General features: G+C 67.2%; 25 protein-coding genes. 11 read left to right on the top strand and 14 right to left on the bottom strand.

Annotation, left to right across the window (positions count from 1 at the left end; genetic code table 11):
• Positions 1-139: 139 nt before the first annotated feature.
• Genes AT699_RS07355 through AT699_RS07345 form a run of 3 tightly spaced genes read right to left on the bottom strand, consistent with a single transcriptional unit; the run spans position 140 to position 3,770 of the window.
• The gene (locus AT699_RS07355) at positions 140-1,480 is read right to left on the bottom strand and encodes an MFS transporter (RefSeq protein ID WP_006389320.1); all 1,341 of its coding nucleotides are present in this window, start codon (positions 1,478-1,480) and stop codon (positions 140-142) included.
• Positions 1,477-1,884: a heme-binding protein gene (locus tag AT699_RS07350; protein ID WP_024068118.1), complete on the bottom strand. Its 408-nt coding sequence runs from the start codon at positions 1,882-1,884 to the stop codon at positions 1,477-1,479. Before AT699_RS07350 ends, AT699_RS07355 begins: the two co-directional genes overlap by 4 nt.
• Complete coding sequence (locus AT699_RS07345; protein WP_006389318.1) at positions 1,881-3,770, bottom strand: propionate--CoA ligase; 1,890 nt, start codon at positions 3,768-3,770, stop codon at positions 1,881-1,883. The genes AT699_RS07350 and AT699_RS07345 overlap by 4 nt, the downstream gene beginning before the upstream one ends.
• A 314-nt stretch (positions 3,771-4,084) precedes the next feature.
• Between AT699_RS07345 and AT699_RS07340 the strand changes: the two genes are divergently transcribed.
• Positions 4,085-4,744 carry a C40 family peptidase gene (locus AT699_RS07340; protein WP_026382559.1) on the top strand — a complete coding sequence of 220 codons (660 nt, stop codon included), beginning with the start codon at positions 4,085-4,087 and terminating at the stop codon, positions 4,742-4,744.
• A 190-nt stretch (positions 4,745-4,934) separates the two neighbouring features.
• On the opposite strand, the gene AT699_RS07335 is transcribed toward AT699_RS07340, so the two are convergent.
• From AT699_RS07335 to AT699_RS07320, 4 genes are all read right to left on the bottom strand, one after another.
• Positions 4,935-5,264: a DUF2325 domain-containing protein gene (locus AT699_RS07335; RefSeq protein ID WP_058207571.1), complete on the bottom strand. Its 330-nt coding sequence runs from the start codon at positions 5,262-5,264 to the stop codon at positions 4,935-4,937.
• Between the two features lie 238 nt (positions 5,265-5,502).
• Positions 5,503-6,447 (bottom strand): CysB family HTH-type transcriptional regulator, encoded by a 945-nt coding sequence (locus tag AT699_RS07330; RefSeq protein ID WP_006389315.1) that lies wholly within the window; start codon positions 6,445-6,447, stop codon positions 5,503-5,505.
• A 93-nt stretch (positions 6,448-6,540) separates the two neighbouring features.
• Positions 6,541-8,034: a CoA-acylating methylmalonate-semialdehyde dehydrogenase gene (locus AT699_RS07325; protein WP_024068116.1), complete on the bottom strand. Its 1,494-nt coding sequence runs from the start codon at positions 8,032-8,034 to the stop codon at positions 6,541-6,543.
• Between the two features lie 96 nt (positions 8,035-8,130).
• Positions 8,131-9,348, bottom strand: coding sequence for an ABC transporter substrate-binding protein (locus AT699_RS07320; RefSeq protein ID WP_006389313.1), 1,218 nt, complete (start codon positions 9,346-9,348; stop codon positions 8,131-8,133).
• Positions 9,349-9,519: 171 nt separating this feature from the next.
• On the opposite strand from AT699_RS07320, the gene AT699_RS07315 reads away from it, so the two are divergent.
• Complete coding sequence (locus AT699_RS07315) at positions 9,520-10,440, top strand: LysR family transcriptional regulator (protein ID WP_006389312.1); 921 nt, start codon at positions 9,520-9,522, stop codon at positions 10,438-10,440.
• 100 nt (positions 10,441-10,540) lie between these two features.
• Here the strand turns inward: AT699_RS07315 and lptF are convergent, their stop codons facing one another.
• Entirely contained in the window at positions 10,541-11,641 is a 1,101-nt protein-coding gene (lptF, locus tag AT699_RS07310) for an LPS export ABC transporter permease LptF (RefSeq protein ID WP_026382561.1), read from the bottom strand.
• Between the two features lie 55 nt (positions 11,642-11,696).
• Here lptF and AT699_RS07305 point away from each other — a divergent pair, with 55 nt between their 5' ends.
• From AT699_RS07305 to AT699_RS07265, 9 genes are all read left to right on the top strand, one after another.
• Positions 11,697-13,202 carry a leucyl aminopeptidase gene (locus tag AT699_RS07305; RefSeq protein ID WP_020924680.1) on the top strand — a complete coding sequence of 502 codons (1,506 nt, stop codon included), beginning with the start codon at positions 11,697-11,699 and terminating at the stop codon, positions 13,200-13,202.
• Positions 13,203-13,224: 22 nt separating this feature from the next.
• Positions 13,225-13,686 carry a DNA polymerase III subunit chi gene (locus AT699_RS07300; protein WP_006389309.1) on the top strand — a complete coding sequence of 154 codons (462 nt, stop codon included), beginning with the start codon at positions 13,225-13,227 and terminating at the stop codon, positions 13,684-13,686.
• Positions 13,687-13,746: 60 nt separating this feature from the next.
• On the top strand, positions 13,747-14,193 hold the full coding sequence (locus AT699_RS07295; protein WP_024068113.1) for a hypothetical protein: 447 nt from the start codon (positions 13,747-13,749) through the stop codon (positions 14,191-14,193).
• 163 nt (positions 14,194-14,356) lie between these two features.
• Positions 14,357-15,067, top strand: a complete 711-nt coding sequence (locus tag AT699_RS07290; RefSeq protein WP_006389307.1) for a Bax inhibitor-1/YccA family protein — start codon at positions 14,357-14,359, stop codon at positions 15,065-15,067.
• 66 nt (positions 15,068-15,133) lie between these two features.
• Complete coding sequence (locus AT699_RS07285) at positions 15,134-16,051, top strand: aldo/keto reductase (protein WP_024068112.1); 918 nt, start codon at positions 15,134-15,136, stop codon at positions 16,049-16,051.
• 4 nt (positions 16,052-16,055) lie between these two features.
• Positions 16,056-17,342: an NTP/NDP exchange transporter gene (locus AT699_RS07280; protein WP_024068111.1), complete on the top strand. Its 1,287-nt coding sequence runs from the start codon at positions 16,056-16,058 to the stop codon at positions 17,340-17,342.
• 91 nt (positions 17,343-17,433) lie between these two features.
• Positions 17,434-18,396 (top strand): Bug family tripartite tricarboxylate transporter substrate binding protein, encoded by a 963-nt coding sequence (locus AT699_RS07275; protein ID WP_024068110.1) that lies wholly within the window; start codon positions 17,434-17,436, stop codon positions 18,394-18,396.
• Positions 18,397-18,427: 31 nt separating this feature from the next.
• Positions 18,428-19,405, top strand: coding sequence for a M14 family metallopeptidase (locus AT699_RS07270; protein WP_024068109.1), 978 nt, complete (start codon positions 18,428-18,430; stop codon positions 19,403-19,405).
• A gap of 3 nt (positions 19,406-19,408) precedes the next feature.
• On the top strand, positions 19,409-20,506 hold the full coding sequence (locus AT699_RS07265) for a pyridoxal-phosphate dependent enzyme (protein ID WP_024068108.1): 1,098 nt from the start codon (positions 19,409-19,411) through the stop codon (positions 20,504-20,506).
• 70 nt (positions 20,507-20,576) lie between these two features.
• Here the strand turns inward: AT699_RS07265 and AT699_RS07260 are convergent, their stop codons facing one another.
• Genes AT699_RS07260 through lepA form a run of 6 tightly spaced genes read right to left on the bottom strand, consistent with a single transcriptional unit; the run spans position 20,577 to position 26,445 of the window.
• Positions 20,577-21,494, bottom strand: coding sequence for a LysR substrate-binding domain-containing protein (locus AT699_RS07260; protein WP_024068107.1), 918 nt, complete (start codon positions 21,492-21,494; stop codon positions 20,577-20,579).
• A gap of 19 nt (positions 21,495-21,513) precedes the next feature.
• Complete coding sequence (gene recO / locus AT699_RS07255) at positions 21,514-22,101, bottom strand: DNA repair protein RecO (RefSeq protein WP_026382568.1); 588 nt, start codon at positions 22,099-22,101, stop codon at positions 21,514-21,516.
• Positions 22,094-22,984, bottom strand: a complete 891-nt coding sequence (gene era, locus AT699_RS07250; protein WP_006389299.1) for a GTPase Era — start codon at positions 22,982-22,984, stop codon at positions 22,094-22,096. The genes recO and era overlap by 8 nt, the downstream gene beginning before the upstream one ends.
• Complete coding sequence (rnc, locus tag AT699_RS07245; protein ID WP_006389298.1) at positions 22,981-23,742, bottom strand: ribonuclease III; 762 nt, start codon at positions 23,740-23,742, stop codon at positions 22,981-22,983. Before rnc ends, era begins: the two co-directional genes overlap by 4 nt.
• 2 nt (positions 23,743-23,744) lie before the next feature.
• On the bottom strand, positions 23,745-24,629 hold the full coding sequence (lepB, locus tag AT699_RS07240; RefSeq protein WP_024068105.1) for a signal peptidase I: 885 nt from the start codon (positions 24,627-24,629) through the stop codon (positions 23,745-23,747).
• A 22-nt stretch (positions 24,630-24,651) separates the two neighbouring features.
• Complete coding sequence (gene lepA / locus AT699_RS07235; RefSeq protein WP_006389296.1) at positions 24,652-26,445, bottom strand: translation elongation factor 4; 1,794 nt, start codon at positions 26,443-26,445, stop codon at positions 24,652-24,654.
• Positions 26,446-26,652 lie beyond the last annotated feature (207 nt).

Below are 26,652 nucleotides of genomic sequence, written 5' to 3'. Positions count from 1 at the left end.
ACGCGCGCCAATCGTGACGGCAACGGCATCGACAACCGACAACGCAATACGCAACCCGCCGGATGCCGCCGCGCCGCGAGGCGCCGCGGCGGCATCCGGGACTTCATAAGAATATCAGTTGCGGCGACCGCACGCGCCCTTACGCGGCGCGGCGCGCCAGGCCGCGCGCCATGTCCACGCGCGACAGCAGGACCAGGCCGCCGACGAAGAACAGTCCGGTCACCAGGATCGCCAGGCGGTGGTTGCCATGCGTGCCCCAGGTCACCAGACCGTAGGTCAGCGGTCCGATGACCGCGGCCAGTTGCACCGCGAACGTCCACAGCGAGAAGAACTCCGCCAGGCGCCCCGCCGGCGCCAGCGCGCCGGTCATGGCGCGGCCCGCGCTCTGGGTCGTGCCCATGCACAAGCCAGCCAGCGTCGCGGCCACCCAGAACACAGGCGCCGTCACCGCGGCGTAGGCCACCAGCACCATCAGGATCCAGCCGCACAGCGTGATCGCCAGCGCCGGCTTGTGGCCGATGCGATCCTGCACATAGCCGAACGAGAACGCGCCGGCCGCCGCGCCGATGTTCACGGTGAACACCAGCAGCATGATCTGCGGCGTGGTGAACCCCATGACCTCGGAGGCATACACCGCCGCCAGCGTGATCACGACCGAGATGCCGGCCTGATAACAGGCGATGCACATCAGCAGCCGGCGGAACTCGGGAAAATGCTGGCCTGTCTCGCGCCAGGCGTAGGCCAGCCGCTTGAGCATGGCCAGCGCCGCCTGCGGCTCGCCGGATGGCCGCGCGCGTTCGCGCAGCAGGAAGAACGAGGGCAGCGCCGCCAGCGCGAACACCGCGCAGGTCACCAGGATGACGCGCGGCACGAAGTGCTCGGCGTCGAGCCCGTCGGCCTCGGCCAGTTTCACCACCACCAGCGACAGGCCCAGGGTCAGCATGCCGCCGCAGTAGCCGAAGCTCCAGCCCCAGCCCGACACCCGCCCCAGCGCCGACGGCTTGGCCAGTTCGGGCAGGAACGCCGCCACCACGGACTCGCCGACGCAGTAGCAATAGTTGGAGACAACGATGGCGGCCAGCGCCAGCCAGACGTCGCCCGGCCCGGCCTGGGTCAGCACCAGCGTGGCCGCCACGCAACCGATGGTGCTGCTGTAGAGCAGCCGCCGCTTGCCGGCGCGGGCGTCGGCGCGCGCGCCCAGCGTGGGCATCGTCAACATGATGAGCAGGTAGGACAGCGACAGCGCCGCGGTCCAGGCCAGCGTGGCCCACGGCGCGCGGCCGCCGACCACACCGACGAAATACGTGCTGAACACCGCCGTGAGGATCACGGTGGTGTAGCCGGAATTGGCGAAGTCGTACATGGCCCAGGCCCAGACCTCGCGCTTGGCCACGCCGGGGTTCAGCGGACTGCCGTCCGCCTCCCCGCCGGCGGACGCGGCGGCGCCGGCGGGCGCCTGCCGCGGCGTTTCCTGGCTCACAGGCCCAGCGCGGCGATGCCAGCCTGGGCGATCTGGGCGTCTTCGGTCGACTTCACGCCCGACACGCCGACCGCGCCCACCACCTGGCCATTGGCCACGATCGGCACACCGCCTTCCAGCATGCCTTCGATCAGCGGGGCCGACAGGAAGGAATAGCGGCCGTTGTTGATGATCTCTTCGTAGACGCGCGATTCACGGCGGCCCAGGGCCGCGGTCTTGGCCTTGGCCGGGGCGATGTGCGAGGAAATGGGCGCGGCGTCGTCCAGTCGCAGCATGCCCAGCAGGTGGCCGCCGTCGTCCGACACGGCGATGGTGACAGCCCACTTGTTCTGCAGGGCGTGTGCCTCGGCCGCGGCCAGGATCTTCTTGACGTCTTCGGCGGTCAGCACGGGTTTGGTGTTCATTGCAGCGACTCCTTGATCTGTTCTAGGGCGGTGGGATCTTCGATCGTGGTCAGGTCGCCGGGATCACGGCCTTCGCATACCGCGACGATCGCGCGGCGCAGCACCTTGCCCGAGCGGGTCTTGGGCAACGCGCCCACGAACCGGATGCGGGCGGGCCGCGCCACGGCTCCCAGCTGATCTTCCACCAGCCGCATGATATCCGCTTCCAGCTGCTTTGCGCCCTCCGGCGTTTCGGCCGCGGCGGGATTCTTCAGCACCGCGAACGCCATCGCCGCCTGCCCCTTGAGCGCGTCGGCCACGCCCACCACCGCGCATTCGGCAATACCGCTGTGGCTGTTGACGGATTCCTCGATCTCGCGCGTGCCGAGCCGATGGCCGGCCACATTGATCACGTCGTCGGTGCGGCCCAGGATGAACCAGTAGCCATCCGCGTCGACCAGGCCCCAGTCGAAGGTGGAATACACCTGGCGCCCCGGGATCGACGTGAAATAGGTCTGGACGAAACGCTCGTCGTCGCCCCAGATGGTCGACATGGCGCCCGGCGGCAACGGCGGCACAATGGCGACCACGCCCTTCTGGTCAGGTCCCAGGTCCTCGCCGCTGGATTCGCTGACGATGCGCGCATCGAAGCCATAGACCGGGAACGACGGGCTGCCGAAGCGCGTCGGCACCTTTTCCACGCCCGGCTGCGCCGACAGGATCGGCCAGCCGGACTCGGTCTGCCAATAGTTGTCGATGATGGGCTTGCCCAGGCCTTCGGAAATCCACTGCGCGGTGGGTTCATCGAGCGGTTCGCCGGCCAGGTACACCGCCCGCAGCGAAGACAGGTCGTGCTTGCGCAGCAAGGCCGGGTCCTGGCGCTTGAGCACCCGCACCGCCGTCGGCGCCGAGAACAGCGTGTTGACGCCGAACTGCTCCACCAGCTTCCACAGGATGGCGCCGTCCGGGCGCACCGGCGTGCCTTCGTACAGCACCGTCGCCTGTCCGCCGATCAGCGGGCCATACACAATATAGGAATGCCCCACCACCCAGCCGATGTCGCTGGTGCAGAAGAACGTGTCGCCCGCCTTGCCGTTGAACAGGTACTCCATCGACGACGCCAGCGCCACGGCGTAGCCGCCGGTGTCGCGCTGAACGCCCTTGGGCTTGCCGGTGGTGCCGGACGTGTACAGGATGTAGCTGGGTTCGGACGACTCCAGCCATGCCACCGGCACGCGGGCGCCGCGCTGGGCGGCGCGCAGGGTGGCATAGTCCAGATCGCGGCCGGCCACCGGTTCGAACGGCGCCAGGCCGCGGTCGAACACCACCACCGAAGCCGGCGGCGTCTTGCACAGGGCCAGCGCCCGGTCCAGCAGCGGCTTGTAGGGCACCACCTTGCCGCCGCGCGAGCCGCCGTCCGTGCACACCACCACCTTGGGCGCGGCATCGTCGATGCGCTGCGCCAGGTTGACCGAGGCAAATCCGCCGAACACCACCGAGTGCACCGCGCCGATGCGGGCGCAGGCCAGCATGGTAAAGACCGCCTCGGGCACCATCGGCATGTAGAGCAGCACCCGATCGCCGCGCCCCACGCCCAGGTCCTGCAGCATGGCGGCTGCCGCGTTCACCTCTTCATAGACGTCCTGGCGGGTGTAGACCCGTTCGCGCTCGACCTCGGTGGAGACCCAGATCAACGCCGGCTTGTCGGCCTGGGTCGGCAACCAGCGGTCGACGGCGTTGTAACAGAGGTTGGTCGTGCCGCCCACGAACCACTTGGCGAATGGGGGCCGCGAAAAATCCAGGACGGATTCGAACGGCGTTTCCCAGTGCACCCGATCGGCCTGCTCGCGCCAGAAGGCATCGCGGTCGTGCACCGAGCGGTAATGGAAATCCCTGGTTTTTTGCATTTTTGTCTCCTGTTATTGTGCATACGCCTTATGGCTGATTGCTTTCTTTTTGAATCCTTCGGTCATTTTGGTCGGCAAACCTTGCACCAGGCTTGCCGCAGGTCAAAAAATTCTGCCACGCGTCTACGCCGCACGGGCGCCGGGCTGGTTACAGTAACGAACCAGTCTTAAAAGTTTGGTAGAATCCCCGCGAAGTTGTACACAACATATCTGTTGGTTGGCTGCTTGATTTCAGCTATTCAGGTGTTTTTTAGCGTTTTTGACGCTTTATTACCCCGAAAAATGCGAAACAGGCGGCAACCTTCCCCAGGCGAATGCATCGACACTCCAAAAGCGCGCGACTGAATTCATCCTCTGGCCAGGCGAACCGCGGTCTGCGTTTGCTGGCGCTGGTGGCGTGCGTCGCGGGTCTGGCGGGTTGTGCAAGCACCAATCAAAAGTCCACCGCCTATACGTCCGAGATCGATCCCTACGAGACGGAATGGGTTGCCACCGCCGATGATCCCATCGGCATGCTGGTGGTGCAGAAATTCAAGCGCGAGCGCCAACGCAGCCACAGCGGTGTCAGCAGCGACAACGCCATGGTCAGCGAAGCCCTGAACTACCTGGGCATCCGCTACCGCTTCGGCGGCAGCTCCCCCGATACCGGCTTCGATTGCAGCGGCCTGGTGGCCTACACCGCCGAGCGCTCGCTGGGCCTGAAACTGCCCCGCAACGCCGCCGAGATCGCGCAGCAAGGCGTTTCCATTGCCAAGAACGAGCTCAAGGCCGGTGACCTGGTCTTCTTCAACACCATGGGCCGCCGCTATTCCCACGTCGGCATCTACCTGGGCGACGACCGCTTCGTGCATTCGCCCAGCTCCGGCGGCGTGGTGCGCGTCGAGAACATGACCATGGCGTATTGGTCCAAGCGTTACAACGGCGCCCGCCGCATCGACAACAGCCTGCTCGCCACGGCTCGCGCCGCCAACTGAACCCAAGCCCGCGCAAGCATTCTCGCGCCCTCGCGCGCTGCCCGCAATCCTCCATACGGCAAAACGCCGCCGGACCATTCCAGTCCGGCGGCGTTTTACATTCCTCTTCGCGACCTTTGGGGCCGCAGGCCGTTTCGGCCTCCCCAGTAATCGGTGTGTACGGCGGTCCGTACGACGGTCAGGCGCGGTATCAGTGAACCGCGGCTCCCGCAGCTCCTGCGCACAGGCCGCATTGCTGCAGGGCCTGCTGCATGCTGCACACCGAACGGCGACAAGCCACGACACGGATGCCACCGCGCTGCGCCGCGTTGCGGAAGGTCTTCATGACGTTGTGGCCCAGGAAGTCGGTCAGCAGGATGGCCAGCTGGGTGCCCGAGGGCAATTGCAACGTCTTCTTCTGATGCGAAGGATCACGGCCACTGATGTGGTGGGTGATCGAAATATTGTGTCCTTTGAGCAGATCCGGGATGTTGCCGAGCCTGTCGGCGCCCACTACCACTGCACTCAATCCTGCCGTCATGTTGAACCTCACTGGGTCGTTGAGACTGGATGTAATGATAATGATTCCTATTTTTTAGTCAACTCAAATGAGATCAGTTCTTATTTAATAATTTTTATGAGCTCGTGGAAAGGGATAGCGAGCCCCCCCCTCTCCGGCCACCCGCCACGCCCCTGCCACGGGCGCGCGGGCAAAAAAAACGGCTCCCCGGAAGGGGCGCCGCCTTTCGTCCGACTGCTCCGGCGCGCGGCGGGCAGCCCTATTTCGGCGTGCCCTGCACCGCTTCCGTGACGACGGCGCGGGTCAGCGACGGCGCCAGCATTTCCAGGAACGTATAGACATAGTCCCGCAGGAACACCCCGGCCTTCACGCCGACGCGGGTGGTGTGCGTGCCGAACAGGTGCCCCACCGGCAAGCCCACCAGGCTGGAATCCCGACGCGGGTCATAGGCCACGCCCGCGATGATGCCGATGCCCAGGCCCACGTCGACGTAAGTCTTGATCACGTCCGCGTCGATCGCTTCCAGGACGATGTCCGGGTGGATGCCCTGGTTGGCAAAGACCTCGTCGATCGTGCTGCGGCCGGTGAAGGCGCGGTCGTAGGTCACGATGGGGTATTCGGCCAATTGCGCCAGCGACAGGCGCTTGGCGGCGCTGGAGGTCAGCTCGGCCAGCGGATGGTCGGGCCGCACCACCACGGTGTGCTCCCAGGCGTAGACCGGCAGGGTGGCCAGGCCGGGCGTCAGCGCCAGCGATTCGGTCGCCAGCGCCAGGTCGGCCTGCTCGTGCAGCACCATTTCGGCCAGTTGCGCCGGGCTGCCTTCGGCCAGCGACAGATGCACCTTGGGAAATTGCTTGCGGAATGCCGGGATCACGCGCGGCAGCAGATAACGCGCCTGGGTGTGGGTGCAGGCGATCACCAGGCCACCCTCGTCGCGGCGCGCGAACTCGTCGCTGACCTTCTTGAGGTTGTCGACCTCGCGCATGATGCGGTCGATGACCTGCGAAACCGCCAGGCCGGGCTTGGTCAGCCCTTTGATGCGCTTGCCGTGGCGCTCGAAGATCTTGATACCGAGCTCGTCCTCGAACTCGATGATGGCCTTGGACACCCCCGGCTGGGAGGTATAGAGCATCCGGGCGGCTTCGGTCAGGTTGAAGTCGCGCCGGATGGTCTCGCGCACGAAACGAAATTGCTGCAGGTTCATGAATTGGCCCCTGATAGACGGGCCAATTATAAGTAATAAGGACGCCTTGTTATATGACTTATTTATATAAGCTTAGGACAAGGCGTCCCTGTTTCAGCGCATCGAGATCGTGGTGTTCACGGTCTTGGCATGGGCGGACCAGCGCGCCGTGACGGTCTTGGTCTGGGTCCAGAACTGCACCGCTTGCTTGCCGTTGGGACCCAGGTCGCCCAGCTTGGAACCGCGCGAACCGGTGAAGCTGAACCATGCCACCGGCACCGGGATCGGCACGTTGATGCCGACCTGGCCGACGTCGATGTTGTTCTGGAAGTAACGCGCCGCGCCGCCATCCTGCGTGAACAGGGCCACGCCGTTGCCGTTGGGGTTGCGGTTGATGAATTCCACCGCTTCTTCCAGCGTTTCCGCGCCGACAACGCACAGCACCGGGCCGAAGATTTCCTCGGTGTAGATGGTCATGTTCTCGGTGACGCCCTCGAACACGGTCGGGCCCACGAAGTTGCCCTGCTCGAAACCGGCGACTTTCAGGTTGCGGCCGTCCAGCAGCAGTTTGGCGCCTTCGTCCACGCCCTTCTGGATCAGGCTTTCGACGCGCTTCTTGGCGTTCGGCGACACCAGCGGGCCCAGGTCGGCGGCGCGGTCCATGCCGGAATTGACCTTGAGCTTCTTGGCGCGCTCGACGAAATCAGGCAGCCAGTTGCGGGCCTCGCCCACCAGCACGGCCACCGACGAGGCCATGCAGCGCTGGCCTGCGGCGCCGAACGCGGCGCCCAGCAATTGGTTCAGCGCGACTTCCGGATCGGCGTCCGGCAGGATCACGCAGTGGTTCTTGGCGCCCATCATCGACTGGCAGCGCTTGCCGGCGGCCGAGGCGCGGTTGTAGATCTCGGTGCCGACGCGGGTCGAACCGATGAACGACACCGCCTTGATGTCGGGATGCTCGCACAGGCCGTTGGCCGTTTCCGGACCGCCATGCACCACGTTCAGCACGCCCGGCGGCAGGCCGGCTTCCAGCGCCAGCTGGGCCAGGAACAGCGACGAGGTCGGATCCTGCTCGGACGGCTTGAGCACGAAGGTATTGCCGCAGGCCACCGCGATGGGAAACATGAAGCACGGCAGCATCACCGGGAAGTTGAACGCGGTGATGCCCGCGCACACGCCCAGCGGCTGGATCAGGGTGTAGACGTCGATGCCGGAGGCGGCGTTCTCGGCGTACTCGCCCAGCTGCAGGTTGGCGATCGAGCAGGCGTGCTCGACCACTTCCAGGCCGCGTCCGACTTCGCCCTCGGCGTCCGGCAGGGTCTTGCCGTGCTCGCGGGTGATCATCTCGGCCAGCTTGGCGGTATTGGCGCGCAGCAGTTCCTGGAACTTCAGCATGACGCGCATGCGCAGGCCCTGGCCGCTGTTGCGCCAGGTCTTGAAGGCTTCCTTGGAATTGGCGATGGCCTCGTCCAGTTCGGCGCGCGTGGCGAACGGCACCTTGGCCACGACTTCCTGGGTGGCGGGGTTGATCACGTCGCGCCATTCGGTGGTCTTGGACTGCACGAGCTTGCCGCCGATCAATAGCGGAACGCGGGGGACTTCACTCATTTGATGCTCCTCACAACTGCATAGTCGATGCGGATGGAATCCGCGTTCTTGGATCTCGCGCGGGCGCCGCCGGGTCTGCCGGCGGCGCGCCGCGCCTTACTTCTGCACCAGCGGGCAGGCCGAATCGGCCAGCGGCTGGAAGGCCTCGGCCGCCGGGATGGTGGCCACCAGCTTGGAATAATCCCAACCGCCCTTGGATTCGGACGGCTTTTTCACCTCATACAGGTACATGTCGTGGATCACGCGGCCGTCGGGCCGGATCGAAGCATTGCGCATGATCGGATCCTTGATCGGCAGCTCGCGCATCTTGTCGGCCACCACCTTGCCGTCGGTGCTGCCCGAGGCCGCCACCGAACGCAGGTAGTGCAGCACGCTGGAATACACGCCGGCCTGCGTCATGGTCGGCTTCAGGCCGCGGAAGGCCTTCTCGAAGCGCGTCGACCACTGGCGCGTGGCGTCGTCGTAATCCCAGTAGAAGCCGTCCACGTACGACAGCCCCTGGGCGCTTTCCAGCCCCAGCGCGCGCAGGTCGGACAGGAAGATCAGCAGCGACACCAGGCGCTGGCCCCCGGCCACGATGCCGAATTCGCGCGCCTGCTTGACCGCGTTGACGGTGTCCTGGCCGCCGTTGGCCAGCGCCACCACCTGCGCCTTGGAGCTTTGCGCCTGCAGCAGGTACGAAGCGAAGTCCGGCGCGTTCAACGGATGCCGCACGCTGCCGGCGACGGTACCGCCCAGCGCCTTGACGGCCTTGGCCGTATCGGCCTCCAGCGAATGGCCGAAGGCGTAGTCGACGGTGATGAAGTACCAGGACTTGCCGCCCGCCCTGACCGTGGCCTTGGCGCCGCCGGCGGACTGCGAATAGGTGTCGAACATCCAGTGGAACCCGACCGGCGAGCATTCCTTGTTGGTCAGCGCCGTGGTGGCCGGGCCGGAGAACATCACGACCTTGTTCTTTTCGCGCGCGATGCCCTGCACCGCCAGCGCCACGGCCGAGTTGGTCAGGTCGGCGATGGCGGTGACGCCGTCGCGGTCGAACCACTCGCGCGCCTTGGCCGCGCCCACGTCGGCCTTGTTCTGGTTGTCAGCCGACACCAGCTCGATCTTCATGCCCTTGCATTCCGCGGCCAGGCAATCGTCGATGGCCAACTGCGCCGCCGCCACCGAACCCGGCCCGCCCATGCCGGCGTAGGTGCCCGACATGTCGGTCAGGATGCCGATCTTCACGGGCGGTTTATCCGCCGCGTACGCCTGACTCAACAGGGCAGCGCCCAGACACAAGCCTGCGGCCAGCCCGCGTGCGTGCAATTCCATGGATTTGTCTCCTGAGTTTTATGCGTTATGGCGCCGTCTTTGCGGCCTGCGGCTCCTGGCGGTTGTCCCCCAGGGCTGCCGACCCAGTGTAGATGTGTGAAAATCAACAAGCAACACTAGAAATGCACATTCCTTGTGCATCAATGCACAAGCTTGTCAGGAGCGAAAAACGTGCTGGATTGGGACAGTCTGCGGTATTTCCTGGAGGTCGCCCGAACCCAGCGCGTCAGCGCCGCGGCGCGCAGGCTCGGGGTCGAGCACACCACGGTATCGCGCCGCATCCGCGCGCTGGAAACCGAGCTGGACACGCTGCTGTTCGAGAAGTCGCGCAGCGCCGGCTTCGTGCTGACCGAGGACGGCCAGCGCCTGTTCGTGCACGCCGAGCAGATGGAAAGCACGGTGCACAGCGCCCGCGAAACCCTGTCGGGGATCGGGCAGGCGCTGTCCGGCCACCTGCGCATCGGCGCCACCGAGGGCTTCGGCAGCTACGTGCTGACGCCGCTCGCCGCCGACTTCCAGCGGCGCTATCCGCACATCACGCTGGACATCCTGCCGGTGCCGCGCTTTGTCAGCCTGTCCAAGCGCGAGGCCGACCTGGCCATCACCATCGAGCGCCCCCAGCGCGGCCCGTACGTCTGCAGCAAGCTGTGCGATTACACCTTGCGCCTGTACGGCACGCCCGAGTACCTGGCCCGTCATCCACCGATCCGGGGCCGCGCCGACCTGGCCGGGCACAGCTTCATCGGCTACGTCGACGAACTGCTGTTCAGCGAACGCCTGCGCTACCTGGAAGATCTGCTACCCGCCAGCCGCGTGGTGTTGCGCAGCACCAGCGTGGTGGCGCAATACCACGCGGCGCTGCAGGGCCAGTCGCTGGCCATCCTGCCCTGCTTCATCGCGGCGCAGGATCCGCGGCTCAAGCCGGTGCTGGAAAAGGAAGTGGAGATCACGCGATCGTTCTGGATGTACTGCCACGAGGACCTGCGCAAGCTCAAGCGCGTGACGGTGCTGTGGGAATTCATCCGCAAGTCGGTGCTACGGAACGCCGACCTGCTGGCCGGCAAGCGCGGCACCATGAAATACCTGCCCTGAGCAGGCCTGGCAATCCGGGACCGGGGCAGCCGCGCCGCAAGCGCGGCGGCCACTCTCGGCCGGCCGCCATGATTGCGTGGCGGGGCCGCGCTTTCCGCCCCTAGCTGTTCTTGGGCGCCTTGACCCGCAGGCGGCGCATCAGCAGGAATGCCGTGAACATGGCCACGACGACGTGGATCGCCACCGTGCCCACGCCGAAGCTGAGCTTGCCATTGGAAATCCAGGCGCGCGACAGGTTGATCAGGTTCATGTAGAGCAGGCCCACCAGGCCGGCGATGAGCAGGTCGCCGGAACGGCCCAGGCGCGGATTCACCGCCCCCAGCGGGATCGCCAGCAGCGCCAGGTTGAGCGCGGCCAGCGGCAGCGAAATGCGCCACATCACCTGCGACCAGCTGCTGCTGGTGTTGTCGGCCATCAGCTGCGGCGTGGTGCGGGCCTTGGACGAACGTTCGGCGGCCGCGCGGGCCTCGGCGACCGGGTCATCGCCGCCCTTGCTCTCCAGGCGCAGGCCGTATTTCTCGAAGTGCACCAGGCGGATCTCGGGCGTGCCCGGCTTGAGGTCATAGCGGTGCCCTTCACCCAGCACCAGGAAGCGGTCGCCATTGGGCAGGGTTTCGCTATGGGCGCTGCTGGCGGTCAGGACGCTCAGCCATTCGGGGCCGGTTTCGCGCGCGAACACATTGCCCAGTTCGTCGGTAGGCTTGGCCGGGTCCTCGGCGAAGAACACGCGATTGCCGCCAGCCGACTCCGCGAACTGGCCCGCGGTCACCTTGGACAGGTCGGAGCGTTGCTCGAAGCGTTCATGGTATTCGCCGATCTGGCGATAAGCCCACGGCGCGGCCACCAGCGTCAGGCCCGCGACCGCGATGGCCACGGGAACGGCGACGCGCAGCACCGGCTTGAGCCAGTCAGCCAGCGACAGGCCGCTGGCGAACCACACCACCATCTCGGATTCCCGATAGTTGCGCGTGACCGTGGTGAGCACCGCGATGAAGACCGACACCGCCAGGATGGTCGGCAAGGCCGTGATGGTGGACAGCGCGGCCAGCACGAGCACGACGTCCGCCCCGATGTTGCCGCCCGCCGCCTCACCGAGCAGGCGCACCAGCAGCACGCTGAGCCATACGATGAGCAACGTGGAAAAGACAACGCCAGCGTGACTGGTGATCTCGCTGACGACAGAGCGTTTGAATAGAGACATGGGAGAATATGCGGGATAATCGACCGCATCATACAGACGCACACGGGAAACCCTCATGGAATTTAGCACACAGACCACCGCTTCCCTGCACCAGATCAAAACCGCCGCGCTGGCGGTCGGGATCTACGCCGACGGCGTGTTGAGCCCCGCCGCCGACCTGATCGACCGCGCCTCCAACGGCGCCGTGCGCGCCGTCGCCAAGAGCGAGTTCCGCGGCCGTGCCGGCTCGACCCTGGTGCTGCGTTCCCTGCCGGGCGTGTCGGCCCAGCGCGTGGTCCTGGTCGGCCTGGGCAAGCAGGACGAATACTCGGCCCGCGCCCACGCCTCCGCCGAACAGGCCTTCGCCGCCGCCTGCGTCGCCGCGCAACTGACCGAAGGCGTGTCGACCCTGGCCGCCAACCCCATCGCCGACGTGGCCCTCATCGCCCGCGCCCGCAGCGCGGCCATCGCCGCCGGCAGCGCTACCTATCACTACGACGCCAGCTTCGGCAAGCCCGACCGCGACGCCCGTCCCAAGCTCAAGAAGATCGTGCAGATCGTCGAGCGCGCCGACGCCAGCCAGGCGCAGAAGGGCCTGCGCGAAGGCGCCGCCATCGCCAACGGCATGGAACTGACCCGCACCCTGGGCAACCTGCCGGGCAATATCTGCACCCCCACCTACCTGGGCGACACCGCCAAGCGCCTGGCGCGCGAATTCAAGTCGCTCAAGGTCGAGGTCATGGACCGCAAGCAGGTCGAGGCCCTGGGCATGGGCTCGTTCCTGTCGGTGGCGCGCGGCTCCGAGGAAGCGCTGCGCTTCATCGTCCTGCGCCACGCCGGCAAACCCGCCAAGAAGGGCGCCAAGGCGTCCGACGGCCCCATCGTGCTGGTCGGCAAGGGCATCACCTTCGACGCCGGCGGCATCTCGCTCAAGCCCGCCGCCACCATGGACGAAATGAAGTACGACATGTGCGGCGCCGCCAGCGTGCTCGGCTCGTTCCGCGCGCTGGCCGAACTGGAACTGCCGCTGGACGTGATCGGCCTGATCCCGGCCTGCGAAAACCTGCCCAGCGGCAAGGCCAACAAGCCAGGCGACGTGGTCACCAGCATGGCCGGCCTGACCATCGAGATCCTCAATACCGACGCCGAGGGCCGCCTGGTGCTGTGCGACGCGCTGACCTACGCCGAGCGCTTCAAGCCGTCCACCGTCATCGACATCGCCACCCTGACCGGCGCCTGCGTCGTGGCCCTGGGTCATGTCAACACCGGCCTGTTCACCAAGGACGACGCGCTGGCCGAGGCCCTGTCCGCCGCCGGCCGCCAGTCCCTTGACACCGCCTGGCGCATGCCGATGGACGACGCCTACCAGGATCAGCTCAAGTCCAACTTCGCCGACCTGGCCAACATCGGCGGCCCCCCGGCCGGCGCGGTCACGGCCGCCTGCTTCCTGTCGCGCTTCACCAAGTCGTACCGCTGGGCCCACCTGGACATCGCCGGCACCGCCTGGAAGAGCGGCAAGGACAAGGGCGCCACGGGCCGTCCCGTGCCGCTGCTGATGCAGTTCCTGCTGGACCAGGCTTGAACCGCCGCGCACGGAAACCGGCATGACGCGCATCGATTTCGCCTTCGGCGCGCCCGACCGCCTGCGCATGGCCTGCCAGGTGGTGCGCAAGCGCTACCTGGCGGGTCAGCGGCTGGTGGTGTACTGTAAGGAAGGCTCGCGCCTGGCGGCCTTCGATCGCATGCTCTGGGCCTTCGACGACACCTCGTTCGTGCCGCACGTCCTGGCCAACGATCCGCTGGCGGCCGAAACGCCCGTCGTCCTGACCGCGGGAGATCCCTGGCAGGCGGCCCAGGCCGCCGTCGCGGACGGCCAGCCCCAGCCCTGGCTGCTCAATCTCGACGATGCCTGCCCCCCGGGCTTCGACGCCTTCGAGCGCCTGCTCGAAATCGTCTCCGACGATCCCGACGACAAGCAGGCCGCGCGCCAGCGCTGGCGCGCCTACCAGGGCGCCGGCCATACGCCGCAGAGCCACGACCTGAGCCAGCGCCAGTCGGGCGCCTGAGCGCCCTTTACGCCCCTCGCGCCGCCCCGGGCGGCGCCATCTCGATCCTCGGGAGCCCCCATGCCCCACCACCCTTCCGATCCCGGCATCCCCACCTTGACCCAGCGGGCCGAACCGACGCTGTCGCCATCCGCGCCGCCGGTCGGCGCGGCGCGCGGCGCCACCGATGCGTACCCCGATGACGCCTTTCCCCTGCTGACGGAAGTGGCCGACGCGGATGTCCCCGTGCTGACGGATCCGGCCGGCGGCGACGATTTCCCGCTGCTCACCGACCCCGTCGACGACCACGGCGTGCCGCTACTCACGGACGCCCCGGATGACGGCGCCGGCACGGCCATGCCGTCCGACACGCCCCCGCCCGCGATCCTGGCCGCCCGCCTGCAGGCGGAAGTCGAGCAGGCCATGCGCGCCGCCCTGGCCGACGCCATCACCCGGATCCAGGCGCACATGGACGAAGAACTGCCCCGCATCGTCGCCCGGGTGCTGCGGGACGTCAGGCCAGGTTGAAACCGGCGCAAGCGTCCCCATAATGGGGTCATACCGCAGGATCATGCGGGTCCGCCCGATGCGTTAATTCCTTCGAAAACTGGATTCTTCAGGGAACTGTAAGGTATCCTTGGCATCTAAGCCTTCTAGGCAAATCAATTTCTGCCGTACACAGGAGTCCTCCATGAACGAATATCGTCCGTCCCCCTTCAACCGTTCCGGCGCCCTCGCCGGCGCGCCGGGCGAGGTCGTGCGCAACAAAGTGCTGCGCAACACCTATTGGCTCCTGGCGCTCTCGCTGATCCCGACCGTGCTGGGCGCGGCCGTCGGCCTGTACACCGGCATCAACCGGGTCATGGGCGCCAGCCCGGGCCTGTCCGCCATCGTGTTCCTGGTGGGCGCCTTCGGCATGATGTTCGCCATCGAGAAGAACAAGAACAACTCGCTGGGCGTGGTGCTGCTGCTCGCCTTCACGTTCTTCATGGGCGTGATGCTGTCGCGCCTGCTCGGTTTCGTGATGGGCTTCAGCAACGGCTCGCAGCTGGTCATGACGGCCTTCGGCGGCACCGCGATCGTGTTCGGCACGATGGCCACGCTGGCCACCACCATCAAGCGCGACCTGTCCGGCCTGCAGAAATTCCTGTTCATCGGCGCCGTCGTGATCCTGGTGGCGGCCCTGGCCAACATCTTCCTGCAGCTGCCCGCGCTGATGCTGACCATCTCGGTGCTGGCCATCGTGATCTTCTCGGCGTTCATGCTGGTCGACCTGCAGCGCGTCGTGAACGGCGGTGAAACCAACTACGTGTCCGCCACGCTGGCCATCTACCTGGACGTCTACAACGTCTTCTCGAACCTGCTGATGCTGCTGGGCATCTTCGGCGGCAACCGCGAATAAGCGCGCCGCGCTACAGTCGCAAGGGCCTGCATGCAACATGCAGGCCCTTTTTCATTGGAGCGAGCCATGCCCGACCGCCGCCGATTCCTGCAAGCCGCCGCCTGCGCTTCCCTGCTGGCCCAGCCGTGGGCGGCACGGGCGCTGACCACGCGACAGCCGATGCTGGCCCGCCCCATCTGGTCGACCGGCGAGATGCTGCCTGTGGTCGGACTCGGCACGGCCGACACCTTCAACGTATCGCCGTCGGATGCGGCCGCGATGGCGCCGCTGGCCCAGGTGGTGGACGCGCTGCTGGACGGGCGCGGTTCGCTGATCGACACCGCCCCCAGCTATGGCCTGGCAGAGACCGTCACCGGCGCGCTGCTGGCGCGCGAGCCGGACCGGCGTCCGCAGGTATTCCTGGCCACCAAGATCAGCGTCCAGGGCCACGATGCGGCCAGGCGCCAGATCGAACAGTCGCGGCGCGCGCTGCGCACCGACAAGCTCGACCTGATCCAGGTGCACAACCTCATCGACACCCGCAACCAACTGGCGTTGTTGCGCGACCTGAAGCGGCAAGGCCTGACGCGCTACATCGGCATCACCCACTACACCGACCACGCCCACGACGAACTCACCGAACTGGTCGAACGCGAGAAGCCCGACTTCCTGCAGATCAACCTGTCGGTCGGCGCCCGCAACGCCGAAAAGCGCCTGCTGCCGGCCTGCCAGGCCAATGGCGTCGCGGTGCTCATCAACCGGCCCTTCCAGGACGGCGCGCTGTTCCGCCAGGTCAAGGGCCGGCCGCTGCCAGAGCTGGCCGCCGAAATCGGCTGCACCTCGTGGGCCCAGTTGTTCCTGAAATTCATCATCGGCCACCCGGCCGTCACCGCAGTCATCCCCGCCACCTCCAAGCCGGCCAACATGGCGGACAACGCGCGGGCCGGTTTCGGGCCGCAACCGGACGCGGCGCTGCGCGAACGCATCGCCGCCCTGCTGGGCTGAAGCCATGCGCGCCGCCGGATCCTGGCGCCAGCGGGCGGCGCAAGCGCTGGGGATTCAACCCGACGAACTGCCTGCGGGCGCCTGCGGCTTCGCGTTTTTCTTTTGCCTGTTCTGCGGCTATTTCATGCTGCGCCCCATCCGCGAGACGCTGGGCATCCAGACCGGCGTCGACCAGTTGCAGTGGCTCTTCACCGCCACCTTCCTTGCCATGCTGGCGGTGGTGCCGTTGTTCGGCTGGCTGTCGGCCCGGGTGGCGCGCGCCACGCTGGTGACGTGGGCCTACGCCGCCTTCGCCGTCACCATGGCCGGCTACGCTGCACTGTTCCACTGGCGGCCGGACAGCGTCTGGGCCGCGCGCAGCTTCTACGTCTGGCTGTCGGTCTTCAACCTGTTCGTGGTCTCGCTTGGCTGGAGCCTGATGGCCGACGTGTTCCGCATGGACTCGGCCAAGCGCCTGTTCGCCTTCATCGCCGCCGGCGCCAGCGCCGGCGGGCTGTGCGGCCCCTTGCTCGGCGGCCTGTTGGCCGGCGCGCTGGGTCCGGCGGGCCTGTTGCTGCTGTCGGCCCTGCTGCTGACGGCCACGCTGCCGCTCAAGCGTTGGCTGCTGCGCTGGCGCGCCGCCGTTCGCCCCGAGGCCGACACCGCCGAACTGGCGACGCCGATTGCGGGCGCGACGCTGGCCGGCCTGGCTCGGGTGTTCCAATCGCCCTTCCTGCTGGGCGTCGCCGTGCTGGTGCTGCTGCTGGCCACCCTCAACACCTTTCTCTACATGGAACAGGCGCGGCTGGTGGCCGGCGCCTTCACCGACACGGCGCAGCGCATCCGGGTCTTCGCCGCGCTGGACTTCACGGTCCAGGCGCTGTCGCTGTTGTCGCAACTGTTCCTCACCAGCCGCCTCGCCGCCCGGCTAGGGGTGCGCTTCCTGATGGCGGCGGTGCCACTGGCCATGGCGCTGGCCTTCCTGGTACTGGCGATCCATCCGGTGTTCGCCGTGCTGGCGGGCGCGATGATCCTGCGTCGCGTGGGGGAATACGCCCTGGTCAAGCCGGGGCGCGAGATGCTGTTCACCGCGGTGCCGCCCGAAGACAAGTACAAGACCAAGAACGTCATCGACACCGTCGTCTACCGCGCCGGCGACGCGGCCAGCGGCTGGGTCAAGGCCGGCATCGACGCGCTCGGCCATGGCGTGGCGCTGATCGCCTTGCTGGGTGCGCTGTGCGCGCTGGCGGCCGCGGCGCTCGGCTATGGATTGGGCCGCCAGGCGGACCGGCGGGCGCCAGACAGTCATTAGATTTCTCCAAACATCCATCTGAGCAAGGCGAACGGATTTCCCTCGCGGCCGCCGCACAATAGCGCAGCCCATCCACGTTACGGGAATCGCCATGACACGCATTGCCAGCCTTGCCGCCCTGTTGCTCAGCCTGACCGCCGCGCCCGCGCTGGCCGATTACCCCGAACGTCCGATCACCTTGATCGTGCCCGCCGCCGCCGGCGGCAATGCCGACATCACCGCGCGCCTCATCGGCCAGGAGATGGCGCGCGTGCTGGGCCAGGCCGTGGTGGTGGAAAACCGCGTCGGCACCGGGGGCCGCATCGGCACGCAGGCGCTGGTGCGCGCCCCGGCCGATGGATACACCATCGGCTACGCCCACGTCGGCACGCTGGTGCTGCATCGCTACCTCTTCAAGCAACAGCTGTACGACCTGGACCGCGATATCGCGCCGGTCGGATTGGTGGCAGAAACCCCCAACGTCATCGTCGTCAACGCAGCCTCGCCGTACCGCGATCTCAAGAGCTTCATCGACGCCAGCCGCGCCCAGCCCGACCGGCTGACCATGACCTCGGCCGACCCCGGCACCACCAGCGAGGTCGGCGTCAAGCTGTTCATCGCGCAGACGGGCGCCGCCGTGCGCCAGATTCCGTACAAGGCCACCGCCGCCCAGTTGGCCGACCTGCTGGGCGGCCACGTGGACTCGATGATGGAGAACCTGCCCCCCCTCATCGGCAACCTGAAGGATGGCCGCCTGCGCGCCCTGGCCGTAACCACCAAGCGCCGCGCCGCCTCCAATCCGGACGTGCCGACCGTGGCCGAGCAGGGCTACCCGGACTACGAGCAATCGGCCTGGAGCGCGCTGGTGGCGCCGGCCGGCACCCCGCCCGCCGTCATCGCGCGGTTGAACGCCGCCATGAACACGGCGCTGCATTCGGAAGCCGTCGCCCGCGAACTGCGCAGCCGCTCGCAGGAACCGCTGGGCGGCACGCCCGCCGACGTCAAGACCCAGATTCAAAAGGAACTGCCCAAATGGGAAAACATCATCAAGGCAGCCGGCACCACGCTGGACTGATGACGGCCCGCCCCCACGCCGGAGACGCGCCATGGCCAAGGTAAGCCGAGAGGATTTCACCTGCGCCGCGGCCACCAATGCCTCGGCCTACCGGCGCATCACGGTGCCGGTGCTGAAGATCGAGGCCGGGCCCGGCCCCGCCGTGGCGCTGATGGCCGGTGTGCATGGCGACGAATGGGAAGGCCAGGCAGCCATCCTGCAGCTGTGGCAACTGCTGCCCGGCGTCCTGCAACGCGGCACGGTCTATCTGCTGCCCGCCGCCAACGCCGAGGCGTCGCTGGCCGGCACCCGCCTGTCGCCGTCGGATGACGGCAACCTCAATCGCGCCTTCCTGGGCGCCCCGGCGCGCGGCTATACCGAAAGCGTGGCGGCCGCGCTGGAAGCACGGCTGCTGCCGCGCATCCAGGCGCTGGTGGACGTGCACAGCGGCGGCGCCTCGCTGCGTTACCTGCCGTCGTCGGTGATCACCCGCTACGGCGACGATGCGCTCGATGAGCGCGTGCCTGCGCTGGCACGCGCCTTCGGCCTGCCGCATTGCGTGTTCTTTCGCGGCACCGAGAGCGGCTCCCTGCCGGCCGCCGCCAGTCGCCTGGGCGTGCTGCGGCTGAGCGCGGAGATCGGCGGCGGCCGCGAAACCACCCGCGCACTGGTCGAACGCTGCCGCGACGGCCTGCTCGGCTGCCTGGCCGAACTCGGCCTGCTGGCCGGCGCTTCCTCGCGCCAGGCCAGCCCCACACTGCACAACCTGGAGCCCCCCGCCGCCACCCTGCGTGCGCGCGAGAGTGGCGTCTTCATCCCCGCGGTCGACCTGGGCCAGACCGTGACGGCGGGCCAGACCATCGGCCAGTTGATCGAACCGGCGCGGCCCGACCTGCCCGCGCGCAACCTGGCCAGCCCGCAGGCCGGCACCGTCGTCTGCCTGCGCGCCATCGCCCGCAGCGACGACGGCGACTGCCTGCTGCAGGTGGCCCCCGCCCTTTCCCTGGACTCCCTAGCCTCGTTGTACTGACCCATGCAGATGAATCCCCGCTTGTCCGGCCTGCGCTGCCTGCGCTGCGAAGCCCTGCTGCCTCCCGCCGACTACCCAGAAGGCTGCCCCCACTGCCTTGAAGCCGGCCATCCCGCGTCGCTGGAATGCCGCTACGATGCGGCGCCCGGCGATGCCATGGACCTGCCGGTCTGGTCTCCGGCCACCCTTGGCGAGGGCGCCACGCCCTGCCTGGATGCCGGGTCCCTGGCGCAGGCCGAAGGCGTCGGGCGGTTGTGGCTCAAGTGCGAAAGCGCCAATCCCACCGGCAGCCACAAGGACCGCATGGCGGCCCAGCTGGTGTCGCGCGCGCGCCTGGCCGGCGCCACACGCGTGGCGGCGGCCTCCAGCGGCAATGCCGGCGTGTCGCTGGCGGCCTACTGTGCCGCAGCCGGGCTGCAGGCCGACATTGCCATCACCCGCAATTGCCCGCCCCTGCAACGGGAGGCCATGCAGCGCTTCGGCGCCCGCCTCACGGCCTTCGACGACAGCCTGGCGCGCTGGCCGCACGTGGCGGACCTGTGCCGCAACCAAGGCGCCTTCGCCGGCACCAATTACCTGAATCCGCCGGTGGGCACGCATCCGTACGGGGTTGAGGGCTACAAACCCATTGCCCAGGAAATCCTCGATGCCTGCGGCCTGCCCACCGATATCGTGGTGCCGACCGCGCGCGGCGACCTGCTGTGGGGCATCCTGCTGGGTTGGCAGCACTTGCTGCGCGCCGGCCGCATCCCGCGGCTGCCGCGGCTGCACGCGGTCGAGCCCTATGCCCGCCTGTCGCGGGCGCGCAGCACCGGCGACGCGCGCGGCCTGTGGGAAGGCGCGACCGACCAGTACTCGATCGCCGGCGGCACCGTCACGCTGCAATCGCTGGAAGCGCTGAAGCGCTCGGGCGGCTCGCCGGTCGAAGTCTCCGACGCCGCCGCCGCCCAGGCGCAGCAGCGGTTGGAACGCATGGGGGTGGCCACCGAACTGTCGTCGGCGGCGGCGCTGGCGGCGGTCACGCGCTTGCGGCGCGCCGGCCAGTTGGACGCCGAATCGTCGGTGGTGCTGATCCTGACGTCCGACGGCCGCCGCGGCTGACCGCCAAGGCCGGCGCGAGGCCCGCCGCGCCGGATCGGCCGCCTACCGGGCCTGCGATCGACCTTCGGCCTCAGCCGCGCTTGAGGCCGTAGCGTTCCACCAAAGGCGCCAGGGCCGCGCGCAGGCAGGTCGCCCAGAACTTGCCGGCTTCCGACAATGGCCGGCTGCCATGCACGATCATGTGGCATTCGAAATGCACCGGCGCCGTCAGCGGCCGGTGGCACAGCCCCGCGGCCTCCAGGCCCACGGCCGTGGCGGGGTTGGCGATGCCGACGCCGTGTCCCGCCAGCGCCAGGTGGCACACGGTGCTCGAATACGGCGTCTCGATCGCGATCTTCAGCCCCAGGCCGGCCTGCAGCAACAGCGCGTCCAGGCGCTGGCGCGAGGCGTCCTCCGCATTGAGCGCAATCACATCGGCTTCGGCCAGTTGGGCCAGGCCGACCTGCTGCAGACGCGCCAGGGGATGCCCATCAGGAAATACCGCCACCGCCCGCAGGCTTGCCAGGCGATGGCCGCGCAGGCCTTCGAGTTCGGACTCATCGGCGACCGCGGCCAGGTCCAGCTCGCCCGATACCACCATGTCGCGCAAGGTATTCGAATCGCGGATCTGCAGGTACAGCGGCGTATCGGGATAGCGCTGGCGAAAACGCGTGATCGCGTCGCTGACGATCGCGCCGCTGTAGGCATGGATACAGCCGATGCGCAGGCGCGGCTGGGCCGCGCCGCGGATGGCGCGGATCTTGCGGCCCAGGGTTTCCAGGCCCACGTTCAGGCGGCGGATTTCCTCGTACAGCAGCGTGGCCTCGGGGGTGCGCTGCATGCGCTGGCGCACGCGTTCGAACAGGCGCAGTTCAATCGCGGCTTCGAGCGCGGCCAGGGTGGCGCTGACGGTGGCCGGCGACACATCCAGGCGCCGGGCCGCGGCGGTGACGCTCTCCGTTTCGTAGACGGTGCGGAAAGTCTCGACCTGTTTGAGCGTGAAGGTCATGGCCGGGCGCGCCGCGGGTTCAGATGCGTTGCAGATCCATCAGCACCCGGCGCGTGGCCAGGGGCCGGCCCGCCAGGTTCTCGGCCAGCCGCTCGCGCAGATCGCGGCGCAGCGCCGGCTCGATGACGGGGTCGTCGAAGTCGGGCTCGGCCTCGTCCACGCCATAGCCGGTTTCGCGCAGCAGCGTCCATTCGAAGCGGCGCAAGGCGCCGGCCGCGCGCGTGCCGCCCGACAACTGCTGCAAGGCCATGTCGTAGGCGTCGAACAGCAGGGGATGGGCGTCTTCGCGCGGCAACAGCCGCAGCAACAGTTCATTCATGTACCAAGCCGACATCAGGGCGGTGCCGTTCAGGGCGCGCACGCCCATGATCTCGGCGCGGGTCAGGGTCTTGACCTCGCCGTTGCCGGTCCAGGACAGCAGCAGCGGTTGGAACGCCGACAACACCGGGCGCAGCACGGAATACGGGCGCTTGGCGCCCTTGGCGACCATGGCCACACAGCCGTGGTCGCGCGAGAAAGTCTGAACGATGAGGGACGTCTCGCGCCACGCCGTGGCGTGGAGCATGTATCCCGGGCGGTCCTGGACGCGAGGCGCCCGTCTACTCATAGCCCAGGTCGCGCAGCGCACTCTCGCGGTCGGACCAGCCCTTGCGCACCTTGATGTAGATCTCCAGGTGCACCGGCTTGTCCAGCAGCTTGGCGATGTCCTGCCGCGCCTCGGAGGCGATGCGTTTCATGTGCATGCCGCCGGTGCCCAGCAGGATGGGCTTGTGGCTGTCGCGCTCCACCACGACGCAGGCGGCGATGCGCGCGCCCTTGTCGGTCTCTTCCCATTGCTCGATCACGACCGTACAGCCGTAGGGCAGTTCGTCGCCCACCAGGCGGAAGATCTTCTCGCGCACCAGTTCGGCCGCGATGAAGCGCATCGGCCGGTCGGTCAGGGTGTCTTCCTCGAACATCGGCTCGCCTTCCGGCAGGCGCGCGGCGATTTCCTGCAGCAGCTGGTCGAGCTGCTGGTTCTTGGTGGCGCTGACCGGCACCACGGCGCCGAACGGATGCAGCGCCATGATCTTCGAGACGAAGGCGAACAATTCATCGCGGTTCTTGAGCGCGTCGATCTTGCTGACGGCCAGGATGGTGCGCTCCGGCGCCGGCAGCAACGGCAGCAGCTTGGCGTCGCCCTCCGACCACTTGCCAGCCTCGACCACGTGCACCACCACGTCGACGTCGGCCAGCGCCTGCGTCACCACGCGGTTCATCATGCGGTTCATGGCGCCGCCATGACGCGTCTGGAAGCCCGGCGTATCGACGAACACGAACTGCTCGTGGTCGCGCGTCAGCACCCCGTGGATGCGGTGGCGCGTGGTCTGCGCCTTGCGCGACACGATGGAAATCTTGGAACCGATCAACGCGTTCGTCAGCGTGGACTTGCCCACGTTGGGGCGGCCCACGATGGCCACGAAACCGGTACGGAAAGGGGTATCGCTCATTTAGTCTCTTGGGACACTGCCACGGGCAGCGACAACTGCGCGGTCTTGCGCGCCTTGCCCGACTTGCGGGCGGCCTTGGACGCCGGGCTGATGGCCTGCGCCGCCTCCAGCGCCAGCTTGGCGGCCGACTGCTCGGCCGCGCGGCGGCTGGCGCCGGGCGCGTTCACCTTGATCTCGAGCGCCGGAATGGCGCATTCGACCTCGAACTGCTGGCTGTGGGCCGCGCCATGCGTGGCCACCACGGTATACACGGGCAAGGCCAGCTTGCGGCCTTGCAGGAATTCCTGCAGCAAGGTCTTGGCGTCCTTGCCCAGGGTCTTGGGATCGACCGAGGCCAGCACCGGCTGGTACTGGCGCACGATCACGCGGCGGGCGGCATCGAAACCGGCGTCCAGGAACACGGCGCCGAACAGGGCCTCGACCGTGTCGGCCAGGATCGACGGACGACGGAAACCGCCGCTCTTCAATTCACCTTCGCCCAGGCGCAGGTATTGGGACAGTTCCAGGCGCTGGGCGATATCCGCCAACGAGGCCTGCTTGACCAGATTGGCGCGCAGGCGCGACAGGTCTCCCTCGTCGATTTTCGAATAACGCTCGAACAGCATCGCCGCGACGACGAAGTTGAGCACGGAATCCCCGAGGAACTCCAGGCGCTCGTTGTGGCGCGCACCGTGGCTGCGGTGGGTCAGCGCCTGTTCAAGCAGTGCTGGGTCACCGAAGTGGTGATCCAGCCGGTTTTCTAGCGTGGCTAGCGACATAATCAGTTGAACCGGCCGATGCGGCTGAGATCGCTGAAATTCATCCAGATGAAGAACGCCTTTCCGACGATATTGGATTCCGGCACGAAACCCCAGTATCGGCTGTCGGCGCTGTTGTCCCGATTATCGCCCATGGCGAAGTATTGCCCCTCCGGTACTTTGCAGCGTACCCCATCGCGGGAATATTGGCAGTTCCCGAGGTTGGGAAATTGGAATTGCGGGCGATATTCCTGCGGCCTGCCTTCATCAAGCAGGATATTGTGGCTAACTTCGCCTAATTTTTCTTTATATTGTGCGATATAAGAGACACGGTCGGGTTCGAAATAATCGCCATCCCGCACATGCGTCACCAATTGGCCGTTCACGTACAGCTTTTTGTCGATGTACGCCACTTCGTCGCCCGGCAGGCCCACCACGCGCTTGATGTAGTCGACGTCCGGGTCCACCGGGTAGCGGAACACGAACACGTCGCCGCGCTGCGGCTTGCCGATATCGACCACCTTCTTGTCGATGACCGGAAGGCGCAGGCCGTAGCTGAACTTGTTCACCAGGATCAGATCGCCGGATTGCAGCGTCGGCAGCATCGAACCCGACGGAATGCGGAACGGTTCCACCACGAACGATCGCAGCACGAACACGAACAGGATCACGGGGAAGAAGCTGACCGCGTATTCGATCCACCACGGCACGCGACGGGCCTTGTCGCCGGCCTCGCGCCGCAGGCGCTCGGCTTCTTGCGAATCGCCGATCAGCGCCGCATCGTACTGCGCCATCGCCTCTTGCGCCCGGCGCTCGCGGCCACGCCGCAATACGGCCAGATCGAGCGCCCAGATAATGCCGGTCAGCACCAGCAGAACAAACAGGATCAGGGCAAAGTTCCAACTCATCAGCTAACCGCCTTCTCGGGTTCTATTTGTCTTCCACCTGCAGGATGGCCAGGAAGGCCTCTTGCGGAATTTCCACGGTACCGACCTGCTTCATGCGCTTCTTGCCCGCCTTCTGCTTTTCCAGCAGCTTCTTCTTGCGCGAGATGTCGCCGCCATAGCACTTGGCCAGCACGTTCTTGCGCAGCGCCTTGACGTTCTCGCGGGCGATGATTTCGGCGCCGATGGCGGCCTGGATCACCACGTCGAACATCTGCCGCGGAATCAGGCCGCGCATGCGCGTCACCACGTCGCGCGCGCGGTGGCGGGCGTTGCTGCGGTGGACGATCACGGCCAGCGCGTCGACGCGGTCGTTGTTGATCAGCAGGTCCACCCGCACCACGTCGGCCGAGCGGTATTCGAGGAACTCATAGTCCATCGAGGCATAGCCGCGCGACACCGACTTGAGCTTGTCGAAGAAGTCCAGCACGATCTCGGCCAGCGGGATCTCGTACACCAGGTGCACCTGGCGGCCGTGATAGCTCATGTTGATCTGCACGCCGCGCTTGTTGTTGCACAGCGTCATCACGGGGCCGACGTAGTCCTGCGGCATGAACAGCGTGACCTTCACGATCGGCTCGCGAATGTCGGCGATCTTGCCGATTTCCGGCATGCGCGACGGGCTTTCGACGGTGATCACCGAACCATCGCGCTGCTCGACCTCGTACACCACCGACGGCGCGGTGGTGATGATGTCCATGTCGAACTCGCGCTCCAGGCGCTCCTGCACGATCTCCATGTGCAGCAGGCCGAGGAAGCCGCAGCGAAAGCCAAAGCCCAACGCCTGCGACACTTCGGGCTCGAACATCAGCGCGGCGTCGTTCAGCTTGAGCTTCTCGAGCGAATCGCGCAGTTGGTCGTATTCGGAGCTTTCGACCGGGTAGAGGCCGGCGAACACCTGCGGCTTGACTTCCTTGAAGCCGGGCAGCGGCGCGGCCGCAGGCTTGCTCGCGAGCGTCACGGTGTCGCCCACCTTGGCGTCCTCGAGTTGCTTGATGCCGGCGATGATGAAGCCCACCTCGCCCGCCGACAGGTGCGGACGCTGCTGCGACTTGGGCGTGAACACCCCGGTCTGCTCGCACAGGTGGGTGGCGCCGGAAGCCATCAGCAGGATCTTGTCCTTGGGCTTGAGCATGCCGTTGACGATGCGCACCAGCATCACCACGCCCACGTAGTTGTCGAACCACGAATCGATGATCAGCGCCTGCAGCGGCGCCTCGGGATCGCCCTGGGGAGCCGGCACGCGCGCCACGATGGCCTCGAGGATCTCGTCGATGCCCATGCCGGTCTTGGCGCTGGCCAGCACCGCCTGCGAGGCGTCAATGCCGATGACGTCCTCGACCTCCTGGCGCGCGCCGTCCGGATCGGCCTGCGGCAGGTCCATCTTGTTCAGCACCGGCAGCACTTCCACGCCCAGCTCGATGGCGGTGTAGCAGTTGGCCACGGTCTGCGCTTCGACGCCCTGCGAGGCGTCAACCACCAGCAGCGCGCCCTCGCAGGCAGAGAGCGAGCGGCTGACTTCGTACGAGAAGTCGACGTGCCCCGGGGTGTCGATCAGGTTCAGGTTGTAGATCTTGCCGTCCTGCGCCTTGTAGTGCAGGGCGGCCGTCTGGGCCTTGATGGTAATGCCGCGCTCACGCTCGATCTCCATGGAGTCGAGCACCTGGGCCGACATTTCGCGATCCGCCAATCCGCCGCAGCGCTGGATCAGGCGATCGGCCAGGGTCGATTTGCCGTGATCGATGTGGGCAATGATGGAGAAGTTGCGAATATGCTGCATGCTTGAGTTTAAAAGGGACGGAACATTCGGCAAACTGCCGGAAGACGCCGCCACCAGGGTAGGCACGGCTGACAGGGTTGCGGCTGGCGCGTCAAGGGCGGATGCCCGCGGTCGCGCCGCCCGGCCGCCCTGCCCGCCCGCGATCGACGGCGGCACGGGCAAAAACGAGGGGGCGCCAGGCGCCCCCTCTTGCGGCAACCAGCCATT

The sequence above is a fragment of the Achromobacter xylosoxidans genome, assembly GCF_001457475.1.
GTDB lineage: Bacteria > Pseudomonadota > Gammaproteobacteria > Burkholderiales > Burkholderiaceae_B > Achromobacter > Achromobacter xylosoxidans.
Note: the sequence above shows the minus strand (reverse complement) of the source record. Positions and strands in the feature narration are given on the sequence as shown.

Excerpts from the sequence above, each read along its gene's own strand:
- AT699_RS07350 (WP_024068118.1), bottom strand. The coding sequence starts at position 1,884 with ATGAACACCAAACCCGTGCTGACCGCCGAAGACGTCAAGAAGATCCTG.
- AT699_RS07345 (WP_006389318.1), bottom strand. The coding sequence starts at position 3,770 with ATGCAAAAAACCAGGGATTTCCATTACCGCTCGGTGCACGACCGCGAT.
- AT699_RS07340 (WP_026382559.1), top strand. The coding sequence starts at position 4,085 with ATGCATCGACACTCCAAAAGCGCGCGACTGAATTCATCCTCTGGCCAG.
- AT699_RS07335 (WP_058207571.1), bottom strand. The coding sequence starts at position 5,264 with ATGACGGCAGGATTGAGTGCAGTGGTAGTGGGCGCCGACAGGCTCGGC.
- AT699_RS07330 (WP_006389315.1), bottom strand. The coding sequence starts at position 6,447 with ATGAACCTGCAGCAATTTCGTTTCGTGCGCGAGACCATCCGGCGCGAC.
- AT699_RS07325 (WP_024068116.1), bottom strand. The coding sequence starts at position 8,034 with ATGAGTGAAGTCCCCCGCGTTCCGCTATTGATCGGCGGCAAGCTCGTG.
- AT699_RS07320 (WP_006389313.1), bottom strand. The coding sequence starts at position 9,348 with ATGGAATTGCACGCACGCGGGCTGGCCGCAGGCTTGTGTCTGGGCGCT.
- lptF (WP_026382561.1), bottom strand. The coding sequence starts at position 11,641 with ATGTCTCTATTCAAACGCTCTGTCGTCAGCGAGATCACCAGTCACGCT.
- AT699_RS07305 (WP_020924680.1), top strand. The coding sequence starts at position 11,697 with ATGGAATTTAGCACACAGACCACCGCTTCCCTGCACCAGATCAAAACC.
- AT699_RS07300 (WP_006389309.1), top strand. The coding sequence starts at position 13,225 with ATGACGCGCATCGATTTCGCCTTCGGCGCGCCCGACCGCCTGCGCATG.
- AT699_RS07295 (WP_024068113.1), top strand. The coding sequence starts at position 13,747 with ATGCCCCACCACCCTTCCGATCCCGGCATCCCCACCTTGACCCAGCGG.
- AT699_RS07290 (WP_006389307.1), top strand. The coding sequence starts at position 14,357 with ATGAACGAATATCGTCCGTCCCCCTTCAACCGTTCCGGCGCCCTCGCC.
- AT699_RS07285 (WP_024068112.1), top strand. The coding sequence starts at position 15,134 with ATGCCCGACCGCCGCCGATTCCTGCAAGCCGCCGCCTGCGCTTCCCTG.
- AT699_RS07280 (WP_024068111.1), top strand. The coding sequence starts at position 16,056 with ATGCGCGCCGCCGGATCCTGGCGCCAGCGGGCGGCGCAAGCGCTGGGG.
- AT699_RS07275 (WP_024068110.1), top strand. The coding sequence starts at position 17,434 with ATGACACGCATTGCCAGCCTTGCCGCCCTGTTGCTCAGCCTGACCGCC.
- AT699_RS07270 (WP_024068109.1), top strand. The coding sequence starts at position 18,428 with ATGGCCAAGGTAAGCCGAGAGGATTTCACCTGCGCCGCGGCCACCAAT.
- AT699_RS07265 (WP_024068108.1), top strand. The coding sequence starts at position 19,409 with ATGCAGATGAATCCCCGCTTGTCCGGCCTGCGCTGCCTGCGCTGCGAA.
- AT699_RS07260 (WP_024068107.1), bottom strand. The coding sequence starts at position 21,494 with ATGACCTTCACGCTCAAACAGGTCGAGACTTTCCGCACCGTCTACGAA.
- recO (WP_026382568.1), bottom strand. The coding sequence starts at position 22,101 with ATGAGTAGACGGGCGCCTCGCGTCCAGGACCGCCCGGGATACATGCTC.
- era (WP_006389299.1), bottom strand. The coding sequence starts at position 22,984 with ATGAGCGATACCCCTTTCCGTACCGGTTTCGTGGCCATCGTGGGCCGC.
- rnc (WP_006389298.1), bottom strand. The coding sequence starts at position 23,742 with ATGTCGCTAGCCACGCTAGAAAACCGGCTGGATCACCACTTCGGTGAC.
- lepB (WP_024068105.1), bottom strand. The coding sequence starts at position 24,629 with ATGAGTTGGAACTTTGCCCTGATCCTGTTTGTTCTGCTGGTGCTGACC.
- lepA (WP_006389296.1), bottom strand. The coding sequence starts at position 26,445 with ATGCAGCATATTCGCAACTTCTCCATCATTGCCCACATCGATCACGGC.